Genomic DNA, 10337 nt, shown 5'->3' on the forward strand with positions numbered 1-10337 from the left:
TCCCGTTCAGGGGGCCTTGAAGTACGCCGGGAACCGGGGCCCCATCCACGGCCTGCGGCCCCATGCGAAAACCCGTCCCCGGGCCATCGCGCCCACGGGCGAGCAGCGGCCGAGCGCCATCAGCAGGAACGTGACCGGCTCGATGGAGATCGTGCAGTCCGGCTGGTCCGGCAGCCCATGGCAAACCGTGGCCACACCGCCGGTGAATGTCACGCCGAACCGGCCGCCGCCCCGCAGCCGTACCGCATAGCGGGCGTTCAGCCCTGCCGTGGCGGCGGCATCGGTCACCCGGGGCATGGCCTGGATCATGAAGGGGAGCGTCAGACGGACCCGGGCGGGGTCGACCATGTGCGGGCGCTTCAGTGCGCGGGCCAGGTCGTAGCCGTGGCCCAGCATGTGCGTCAGGAGGTACGAGCCGAGGACCACCCGGTTCATCGGGCCCATCGGTGTCGTCAGCGTCTCGTCGGCCGGGTGACCGGTCATCGCGTCCAGACAGGCGGCCGCCTGCGCGACGATCATCGCCGCCAGTGGCTCCGCAGCGCGCTCGCCGAAGGCCGCGAGTGCCTCCTCGTTGGCTGCCGCGATGCCCTGCGGGGTGCCGTCGCCGTAGGCGTGCGGGTGCCCGGCCGCCACGTCGGCCATCAGTGCGTTGGCCTGTGCCAGGTGCGCGGCCACCTCCCCCACCGTCCACGTCAGTCCCGGTACGGGGGCGCCGGTGTCGGGGGCGTGGCGCAACAGCTCCGCGATCTCCTCGGCCGTCGTACGTATCGCCTCGGCCAGCCCCTCGGGCAGCACGCCACGCGCGCCACCCACCTCCTGCCCTGCCGCTGACTCCACTGCGCCCCCGTCCTCGTGCGACGCCGCCCGCGCGTCTGCTGCCCGCTCCTGTTACCTGCGGGTACACAAGAGCATTCCGGACGCCCTCCCGGCAAGAGGTCGACGCTCTCCGTTCGAACCCCTCTACGATCGAGCACGTGTGCGCAAACGTGATCATCGCCGAGGACGACGAGAAACAGGCGGAACTCCTCCGCCGCTACCTCGAACGGGAGGGGCACGCCGTCACCGTCGTCGGCGACGGCCTCGCGGCTCTCGACGCGGTCCGGCACGGGGAGCCGGACCTGCTGGTCCTCGACGTGATGATGCCCCGGGCCGACGGGCTGGACGTGGTACGCGTGCTGCGCGCCGAGTCCCGGGAGTTGCCGGTGCTGATGCTGACGGCCCGCACCACGGAGGACGATCTGCTGCTCGGCCTCGACCTCGGTGCGGACGACTACGTGACCAAGCCGTACAGTCCGCGCGAGCTGATGGCCCGGGTGCGTACGCTCCTGCGCCGCAACCGGCGCTCCGCCGGCACCGCCGAGGCCGGTCCGGTGGACGAAGCCGTCCTGACGGTCGGGACGCTGGTGGTCGACCCCACCCGGCACGTGGTGTCGGTCGACGGCGAGGCGGTGGAGTGCACCCCGGGTGAGTTCAGGATCCTCGCGGCGCTGGCGGCCGAGCCCGACCGGGTCTTCTCCCGGCAGCAACTGCTCGCCGAACTGCACGGATTCGACCGCTACATCAGCAACCGCACGGTCGACGTGCACGTCATGAACCTGCGCAAGAAGATCGAGCCCGCACCGCGCCGGCCCGCCCGGCTGCTCACCGTCTTCGGTGTCGGCTACAAACTGACCGACCCGGCGAAGGCTGCGGCCCGTGCGTCGTCGTAGCGGAGGGCGCGATACGCGCGGTGCGGCGTCGGAGTCCGGGGTGTCGCGGACGCGTCTGCCGTTGCGCAAGAGCCTGTTCGCCCGGCTGCTGGCCGTATCGGCTCTGGTGGCGGCGTGTTCCGTCGCCGCCACGGCCTGGCTCGCCGTCCAGACGACGTCCGGTGCGATCCTGCGGGAGCAGGGGCAGAACCTCACCGCCGACGCCCGGATCTACCACAGCCTGCTCGGCTACGCGGCGGCTCATCCCACCTGGGACGGTGTCGACAGGACCGTGCGCGATCTGGCCGAGCAGTCCGGCCGCCGGATCGCGCTGACCACCGAGCAGCGCGCGCCGCTCGCCGACTCGGCGGCTCCGGAGAAGGCCACCACGCTTCCCGCGCAGGCGTCGGCGATCGTCGACCCCCTGTCGGTGGACACCGCGCTGGCCACCGAGAACGCGGGTCCGTCCGGCACCCCGGCGGACCGGGTCGATCCGCGAGCGGTCGGGCCGTTCCGGCTGCCGACCGCGGAACGTACGGCGTTGCGGCAGATCGCGGACCGGGGCGTGGCCTGCCTCAGCGACGCCGGGATCGCCTCGGACGTGGTCCGGACCGAGAGCGGGCGCCCGGTGATCCAGGTGGTGGGCAACGACCCCGAACGGCTTCAGGGGACCCGCTGCACCACCGAAGCCCTCGACACCCCGACGGCCACGGAGAAGCGAGCCCTTCAGGCGCTCAACCAGCTGACCGACGCCTGCCTGAAGCGCCAGGACCGCAGCGGCGTACACCTGAAGCTCGACCTGTCCTGGGGGCAGAGCGCGGAACCCGTGCCCACCGCGGTCCCCACCATGCCACCGAGCGAGACGCCCCGCACCGCACCCACCTTCCCGCCGGAGAGCGCGCCGAGCGCCACACCGACCGAGATGCCCAGCGTCATGCCGAGTGCCGGCCCCGCGCCGGCCGTCGGCACCGGCGAGGACGACCGGGCCATCGCCTCCTGCGTGGGCACGGCCCGCCGTGAACAGCTCAGCTCGTACGTCGCCTCGCCCGCCCTGCTGTTCATCAGCGACACCGGTGGCACCACCGTCCCCGGTTTCGACCTCTCCCCGGCGAACACGGCCAAGATCGCGGGCACGGCGGCTCTCGTCCTGGCCCTCGCCGTCGGCGCTTCGGTGCTCGTCGGCGCCCGGCTCGTCCGCCCGCTGCGTGCCCTGACGGGTGCCGCCCAGCGGATGCGTGACGGGGAGGACACCGTGCCGGTGCTGGTCACCGCGGACAACGAGATCGGGCGGCTCGCCGCCACGTTCAACGACATGTCCGCCCACCGCGCCCGGCTGGAGGCGCAGCGCAAGGCCATGGTCAGCGATGTCGCCCACGAGCTGCGCACCCCCCTCAGCAACATCCGCGGCTGGCTGGAGGCCGCGCAGGACGGGGTGGCCGACCCGGACCCGGCGTTCATCGCGTCCCTGCACGAGGAGGCCGTGCAGTTGCAGCACATCATCGACGACCTCCAGGACCTGGCCCAGGCCGACGCGGGCGCTCTGCGGCTGCATGCCGAACCGGTACGGATCGAGGAGTTGCTGGCCCAGGTCGCCGGGGCGCACCAGGCCCGCGCCGAGACGGCCGGGGTGACCCTGGCGGTGCGGGCGTCCTCGACGGAGCGACCCGTGCCGGGGCTGACGGCCGATCCGGTCCGGCTCCGCCAGGCCATCGGCAATCTGGTCTCGAACGCGGTCCGCCACACCCCGGCCGGCGGGCAGGTCACCCTGCACGCGTACGGCTCCGGGTCGGGCGACGCGGTTCTGGTGGACGTGACGGACACGGGCACCGGCATCCCGGCACAGGACCTCGCTCATGTCTTCGACCGCTTCTGGCGCGGCGAGAAGTCCCGCAGCCGCCGCACCGGGGGCAGCGGGCTCGGGCTGGCGATCGTACGCAAACTCACGGAGGCACACGGCGGGTCGGCGACGGCGGTGAGCGTGTCCGGCGAGGGCTCGGTGTTCACCCTGCGCCTGCCGGCCGACGGCGACGGTGCAGCCGTGGCCGGCGCAGCCATCGATCCCGCGGGCAGTCCCGCACAGCCCTGATGCGATGACCACAGCGTCCTGACAGCTTCTTCATATCTTCGCGCCAGCCTGTCGGCACGCCTCGCGCCGCGGTGCGCCCCCGCACCGCGGCGCCGTCGAGGCCGACCTGGAACGGAGCCATGTTCATGCCCCTGCGTACGTCTCTGCGTACCGCCGTCCTCACCGCTGTCGCGCTCGGCGCGGTCTGCGTACCCGCCACCGCGGCGTTCGCCGACTCCTCGCCGACGCCCACCGCCGCCCCGTCGGTCTCACCCGCGTCGCCGAGTGAGGAGCCCACCGCCGTTCCCAGCCGGGTGCCCTCCGCCGTCCCGACCGAGATGCCGCGTGGTGGCGTGGCCGCGGGCGACAGCCCGAAGCCGACGGAACCCCCGTCGGCCGTGCCGTCGCAGGCCCCGTCGGCCGCGCCCCGGGGCGGTGTCGCCGCAGGTGAGGAGCCGGGCGGTTCGTCGGGCGACAACACCGCCGCCGTAACGGGTTCCGCCGTGGCCGCCCTGCTGGTCGCCGGCGCCGGAACGATCGTCCTGCGCCGCCGCCACACCGGCCGCCGCAACGGCTGACCACCCGTAGCCGAACAGCACGCAGTGGCGCCGTCCTTCACCGGGGCGGCGCCACTGCCGTCACCCGAACCCTTCTTGGAGTCCGTTCCCATGTCCCGTACGACCCGGTCCCTTTGGCGCATCCGCACCGCACTGCCGGTGTACGCCTGCCTCGCGCTGGCCGCGCTCCCCGCGCTGACGGGCTGCTCCGATGCCTCGCCGTCGAAGTCCACCGCCGCCGCCGCGAAGGCGCCGACCACGATCGCCACGCCCGGTCCCGAAGCCAAGGACACTCCCCCGGCGAAGACAGCCGCCCAGCCGCCGGTCCACGTCTCCATCCCCTCCCTGGGCGTGAACAGCGACATCATGCGCCTCGGTCTGAACACCGACGGCACGGTCGAAGTCCCGCCCGCCGAAAAGGGAATGACGGTCGGCTGGTACACCGGCGGCTCCGTGCCCGGCGAGCCGGGGCCCGCGGTCCTGATCGGCCACAACGACACCCGTTTCGGCCGGGCCGTCTTCCACGACCTGAAGAAGATCGCCGAGGGTGCGGACATCTCCGTCCGGGACGGCAAGGGCACCGAGGTCCACTTCACCGTCACCGGCCGCGAGACCGCGAGCAAGACCGCGTTCCCGACCGCCCGGGTCTACGGCCCCACCAAGGACCGGGTCCTGCGGCTGGTCACGTGCGACGGCGCGTTCGACGCCCAGGGGCACCCCGTCGACAACCTCATCGTGTACGCGACGAGGAAGTAGCGGGCGCCGGTGCGCGGCGGCGACCGGAGCGTCCGCGCACCGTGCGCACGGCGGGCACCGCACCGCCCCGGCTGCGCTTCCCGGATGACGCCCGAGATACTGGACGAGATGACGCCCGAGGTGCTGGGCAAGCTGGGCCGGTACCGTGCGGAGATGGTGAGGCAGGAGGTCCCGCCTGCCGTCGTGGAGCAGTGGACGGGAGCCGTCCTCCCGTGCGCGACCCTGACGCTCGACGGCGGAGGGACCCGTCGTGGGCCGCTACGGCGGCCCTCTGCTGCTCCGCCCGATGCCCGGGACCCCGAGTACCCCTTCGTCGCCTCGCTACGGCTCGTCAGGACGTACGCGGGCCGCACGGTGCTCGTCACGCATGTGACGCCGATCAAGACGCTGGTCCAACTCGCCCTGGGCACACCGCCGGATTCCCTGTTCTGCATGGAACTGTCGGCGTCGACGGTGGCGTACTACACGGACGGCAACGCGGGCCGGGTGTCGAGGGCGCACGGTGTGGCGCGCGCCCTCGACGGGGGCAAGGCTGTCAGCAGATGCCGTCACCCGGTTTGGGGTTGCCCAGACGGAAGAGTGGGCGGGCCTTCAGCCCGACCCACGTACCGGCCAGCGCGAAGGCGCCCCACAGCCAGCCGCTGAGGCTGCCCGAGGCGATGCCCGAGAGATAGGCGCCGATGTTGCAGCCGCCGGCCAAGCGCGAGCCGATGCCCATCAGGATGCCGCCGAGCAGCGCGGCCACGGCGGTGCGCCAGGGGATGTTCCGGTGCAGAACCCAGCTGCCGCCGAGCGCGGCGGCCACGGCCGCGCCGATCATGATGCCGATGTCCGTGAGGCTGTTCTTGTCGGCCAGGACCGAGCCGGCGAGCATGTCGGAGCTGCCGGGCTGCTGCCACCAGGTCCAGTTCTCCGGCTGCCCGCCGAGAGCGCCGACCAGCTTCGAGCCCCACAGGGCGAAGGCGCTGGTGACGCCCCAGGCGCCCCCGGAGACCAGCAGCACTCCGGCGCCGAGCACGGCGAGCGCCAGGGCGCCGACCGCAGTCGGCCAGGAGCCGCGCAGGGCGCGTACGGCCGTGCCGCGAGCGGAGGGGACGGGCCCGATCGGGGGCGGGTTACGGCGGGCCTGGATCCGGCGTGACACCCACACCACCAACAGGAGCACGGCGATGGTCACGGCCCAGGAGCCGAACCAGCCGATGTGGTCGGAGAGCACGACGGGCTGCCAGGCCGGCAGGTCATTCCACAGGTCGTACTGCCAGGCGGCGAGTGTGCCGCCGATGATGAACCCGACCAGTGTCAGTACCACCGAGGTCTGCCCCGAGCCCACGGCGAAGAGTGTGCCCGAGGCGCAGGCTCCGCCGAGCTGCATGCCGATCGCGAAGAGCACCGACCCCAGGACGAGGCCGACGCCGAGGGACCCGCCGGATGCGCTCGGCTGAGTGCCGAACAGCCCTGTGCCGGTGCCGATGATCAGGGCGAACAGCGTGGCGGTGGTGCCGAGCAGGAGGGCGTGGGCGCGTAGTCCGCTGCCGTTGCCGACGGCCACGAGCTGGCGCCAGGCGGAGGTGAAGCCGAAGCGGGAGTGGAAGAGGGCGATCCCCAGGCCGAGGCCGAGCAGCAGCAGGACGCCGGGCTTGGCGCCGTGCGTGGACCAGACGTACACCGTCAGTGCCACGGCGAGCACTGCGGACACCGAGAGCGGGATCCACCGCAGAGGTGGCAGCGGCGGTGCTTCGGGCCGGACGGAGGAGGTGGGAGAAGGGACGAACAAGCCGGCGGGCGCGCGAGGGGGCGCGACCGGCCCGGCGGGGGGCGCGGTGGTCACGGAAGGTCTCCGGAGTGGTTGCACGAAAGAGGACGACAGGCGGGGCGCTGGGCGGCGGAAGGCGCGTGACGGACGACGCGGCAGGCCGGGTTCAGCGGCGACAGAGGCCGTCGTCGACGGACCACGCCGAGTTCGCGAACAGCGCGAGGCACAGCAGGGAGGCCGGAGAGGACATGCGTGCGAATATACGGAATATAAGCGTCCAACCGCCAAGGCGTCTTGAGATGCGGACATTCTTCTCGCACAGTGAGACGCACGTGGTTGGCCGGAGCTGCGCGGTGGAGACCTTGCCCGACGGATGCGAGACCAAGATCGGCATCTGGCACAGCAACACCAAGTCCAGGCAGGACAAGCTCTCCGCCGAACAACTCGACACACTACGGAAGCTCGGGGTGGAGTGGGCCGTGTAGCGTCCGGTGCTGGATTCATTAGCAAGTCGCTTCCGCATCGGCAGACTTCACCCTCGGAGAGCATGCGCACATGAGAGAAGTGCGCCAGAGAATCATGGCCGTGTCCGGAGTACCGGCGGTTGTCGTCCAGGACGGCTTCACGTGCCCGGCAGGAGTGGGCTCTCAGTGATTCCCCGGATCCAGAGGGCGCGTTCGGGTGGTCAGCGGCTCGGGACACGGGCCGCCCTCCGCGTTCCCGTCGTACTGATGGCTCTCGTCGCCGGCGCGGTGGGAACCGCCTCCTGCAGCCAGGACAACCCCGGCGTGGCATCGCCACAGGCTCCGAGGACAGTGGCACCTCGTCCCGAGCCGTCAGCAACACAGAGCCCGCGGTCCTCCGTTCTGCAGAAGCATGCGGTGACCAGCGAAGACAGGCGACGCTTGGCCCGGCCAGGACGATGGCCACGGGATACACCGGGAACGACTTCTTCACCGGACTGGCGAAGGACTGGAATATCCGACTCGAAAAGCCCGTCGAGCAGGAGATGCCCAACGGGAAAATGACGACGTACGTGCACGGGCGCGGCGAGGGCGGGATGACCGTGTCGGCGGGCTACGCCGATCACAGAAACATGTCCGCCCTGCTGTGCAGAGTGGGTACGAAGGAACCAGGCGATTTCGAGTTCCTGGCTTCCTGTACAGGTCTCGACGTCGCCGGAATCAACCATGCCAAGGCGTCCTCATGGCTCGACCGGGCGAAGAAGGAGACCGACTCCCTGTACGAGAAACAGGTGGCCAAGACGGGGCTCGAGCAGGAGGACGTGGTCAGCGGAGTTTTGGTCTCGGGCCCTGTGAGGATGGTTCTGCACCGCACATACGAGAGGTACTCGCCGAGGATCCTCGGAGGCGCAGCGGCGTAGACACCTTCCATGGACCCACCACGCCCCCAGGCGCAGCGTCGCCCTCGCGCCGCCGCCGGCGGAACTTCGCCCGGTGGCGGCGCTCGCGCGTCGCTCTGGGTAGCGTTCCGGCATGATGTCTGTGCCGCCCCGGTTTCCGTCGCATCCGATCCGTGGCGTGCGGATTGTGCACCAGAAGCGAAATTGCGCGCCGCAGTTCGCGGTGATCGAGGTTGACTTCGAGCCCGCAGGCGAGGGCTTCGCCTTCGAAGTGGATCAGGAGTTGACGGTGGACTACGAGCCCGCCGAGGCCTTGCCCCGCTTCTTCGAGGCTGCCGCTCTGGGGATCGAGGAGCAGCTGAGCTTGCCCGAGCACGGAGTCGTGATCGCCACTCGCGTGGTGCTGCGGCACGCCCGCGCCGATCCGTTCGGCTCTCACGAGCGGGCGTTCAAGATCGCGGGCTACCTCGCCGCCCGCCAGGCCTTGGAACGTGCGGGGCATCGTTCGCGGTCGAGCGAATCAGGGTAAGCCGGCGTTTACCGGGGGATCACGTGGGCAGCCCTGCCCGTTCCGTATCGGAACCCACGCGACCTGACCATCCGTCGGGACGCAGGCGCCAGTCAACTGCCATTCGTGCCGAATCTGTTCCTGCCTGCCCCCGGTCACGGGAGCAGTTCGCTGAACCACATCGGCCAGCATCCTCCACACTGGCTGGCCGCGCGTACCGAAGGCCGAGGCGAGCGTGTAGCCCACTGCGGCATCGGCGGGGCGAACGTCGGCGCCTTCGACCCATTCCGGGATGACCACAAGGTCGCCTACCGCGCCTCGTACTCCGGACCCGCCCAGGTCACCGGGGGCCCGGCACCGGCAAGACAACTGGCGGACGACGCCCGCAACGAGACGCTGCTCGGCTACCGCTCGGCCCTGCACGGCAACGGGCCGGAGGTGTGCGCGGCGGACTTGGAGGAGGCGGAGCTCGATGCCGTCCTCACGCGCGTCCGAGGCTGGATCGACAGCGGGATCACCCCGGGCGAGATCGGTGTGACCGCCCGGTTCAACAAGAACTGCGACAAGGCCGTGGAGCGTCTGCGGGCGGCGGGGAATCCTCGCCGCACGACTGCGGGGCGACGCCTCTTCCTCGCCGGACGCCGTGCAGGTGGGCACGATGCACGCATTCAAGGGCCTGGAGTTCCGCTGCGTCGCGGTCATCGGCGTGAGCGAGGGCGCGCTGCCGTATCCCCGGGCCGTGACATCGGTGGAGGTGGACCGCGTCCAGCACGCCTCGGACCTGATGGCGGAACGCTGCCTGCTGTTCGTCGCCCGCACCCGGCGCGCGACGGGCTGCACGTGTCGTGGTCCAGTGCGCCGAGCGAGTTCCTGGTGGAGGCGGGGTGAGGCGGAGCTCGTAGGGCCGGCCTCGGCACGAGCCCCCCGCCTCATCTCGGAGACGGCATCAAGGAACGCCCGGGAGCGCACTGCCCGCCGACGCGGAGGCGCTGGCCGCCAGTGCCGCCTCCAGCCGACACTCGTACAACTTCGCAAAGACCGGCGCAGCATGGAGGCGCCGGCGCCGCTTCGACACTCCGCCGGTCTTCATGCTCGGTGCCGTGGAGGTCTGTACCCCACCCGGCTAAGGCGCACGTCACACCCTTACCGGAAGCGCCCCTCCCGTTCCGCCGAAAACCGGGCCCTTGCGCCGCACCACTCGCCGCCGGACCGGCTCTCAGGCCGTCCGGCCCGCTGGACTTCGAACGGCAGATGCGCCATCTCAAGGAAGCACTATGACCGCGCCCGATGTCATGGCTGGGCAACGACGGCGATATGACCGATTGCTGATTGCAGAAGCGACGCAGTAGTTGATAGACATGCATTCGATCAAGGGTGCAGACGTTCGAGTGGGTGGGGGGCGTCGGTGACGGCGTGGGACATCAAGCCACAGGGTGTGCAGGGCCGGTTGAAGGTGGTCGGTACGCATGCCGGTGACCTGGAGGCGGCGTTGAACGCGATGGTCACCGCGATGTCGGAGGCGGCGACGCATGCGGGTACGGCGGTGCCGGGAACGGCGGCGCAGTTGCCGGTGGCCGGGCCGGTGGCGGTGGGGGCGGAGCCGTTGTCGCATCCGACGCTGGGGCCGGTGGCGGCGGCGTTGGGCAC

The 10337-nt window shown here is 71.3% G+C and carries 10 protein-coding genes and 2 pseudogenes; 10 read left to right on the forward strand and 2 right to left on the reverse strand.

The genetic code is table 11. The features are described from left to right. Positions 1-6: 6 nt before the first annotated feature. Positions 7-837, reverse strand: coding sequence for a maleylpyruvate isomerase family mycothiol-dependent enzyme (locus tag ACFYPA_RS03700; protein ID WP_389129251.1), 831 nt, complete (start codon positions 835-837; stop codon positions 7-9). A gap of 137 nt (positions 838-974) precedes the next feature. On the opposite strand from ACFYPA_RS03700, the gene ACFYPA_RS03705 reads away from it, so the two are divergent. The 5 genes and pseudogenes from ACFYPA_RS03705 to ACFYPA_RS03725 form a co-directional block, all read left to right on the forward strand. Then, complete coding sequence (locus ACFYPA_RS03705) at positions 975-1709, forward strand: response regulator transcription factor (RefSeq protein WP_359082264.1); 735 nt, start codon at positions 975-977, stop codon at positions 1707-1709. Positions 1710-1749: 40 nt separating this feature from the next. Continuing rightward, positions 1750-3774 (forward strand): sensor histidine kinase, encoded by a 2025-nt coding sequence (locus ACFYPA_RS03710; RefSeq protein ID WP_389129254.1) that lies wholly within the window; start codon positions 1750-1752, stop codon positions 3772-3774. 125 nt (positions 3775-3899) lie between these two features. Then, the gene (locus ACFYPA_RS03715; protein WP_359311303.1) at positions 3900-4331 is read left to right on the forward strand and encodes a sortase-dependent protein; all 432 of its coding nucleotides are present in this window, start codon (positions 3900-3902) and stop codon (positions 4329-4331) included. 90 nt (positions 4332-4421) lie between these two features. After that, a complete protein-coding gene (locus ACFYPA_RS03720) occupies positions 4422-5066 on the forward strand; it encodes a class F sortase (protein WP_389129257.1) in 645 nt (214 codons plus the stop codon). 324 nt (positions 5067-5390) lie between these two features. Continuing rightward, a pseudogene (locus ACFYPA_RS03725) lies at positions 5391-5546 on the forward strand (bifunctional RNase H/acid phosphatase); the annotation flags it as partial. Positions 5547-5601: 55 nt separating this feature from the next. Here the strand turns inward: ACFYPA_RS03725 and ACFYPA_RS03730 are convergent. Then, the gene (locus ACFYPA_RS03730) at positions 5602-6894 is read right to left on the reverse strand and encodes a YeeE/YedE family protein (protein WP_389129260.1); all 1293 of its coding nucleotides are present in this window, start codon (positions 6892-6894) and stop codon (positions 5602-5604) included. 278 nt (positions 6895-7172) lie between these two features. Between ACFYPA_RS03730 and ACFYPA_RS03735 the strand changes: the two genes are divergently transcribed. The 5 genes and pseudogenes from ACFYPA_RS03735 to ACFYPA_RS03755 form a co-directional block, all read left to right on the forward strand. Further along, a complete protein-coding gene (locus tag ACFYPA_RS03735) occupies positions 7173-7304 on the forward strand; it encodes a hypothetical protein (RefSeq protein ID WP_359352117.1) in 132 nt (43 codons plus the stop codon). Positions 7305-7741: 437 nt separating this feature from the next. Next, positions 7742-8203 (forward strand): hypothetical protein, encoded by a 462-nt coding sequence (locus tag ACFYPA_RS03740; protein WP_389129263.1) that lies wholly within the window; start codon positions 7742-7744, stop codon positions 8201-8203. Between the two features lie 112 nt (positions 8204-8315). After that, entirely contained in the window at positions 8316-8711 is a 396-nt protein-coding gene (locus tag ACFYPA_RS03745) for a hypothetical protein (RefSeq protein ID WP_389129265.1), read from the forward strand. Positions 8712-9047: 336 nt separating this feature from the next. Next, positions 9048-9578, forward strand: a pseudogene (locus ACFYPA_RS03750) (3'-5' exonuclease); the annotation flags it as partial. A gap of 517 nt (positions 9579-10095) precedes the next feature. Next, positions 10096-10337 (forward strand): DUF6507 family protein (locus tag ACFYPA_RS03755; protein WP_359082271.1); only part of this gene is annotated, 242 nt, incomplete at its 3' end.

It is taken from the genome of Streptomyces sp. NPDC005775, from assembly GCF_042871565.1.
Classification (GTDB): domain Bacteria; phylum Actinomycetota; class Actinomycetes; order Streptomycetales; family Streptomycetaceae; genus Streptomyces.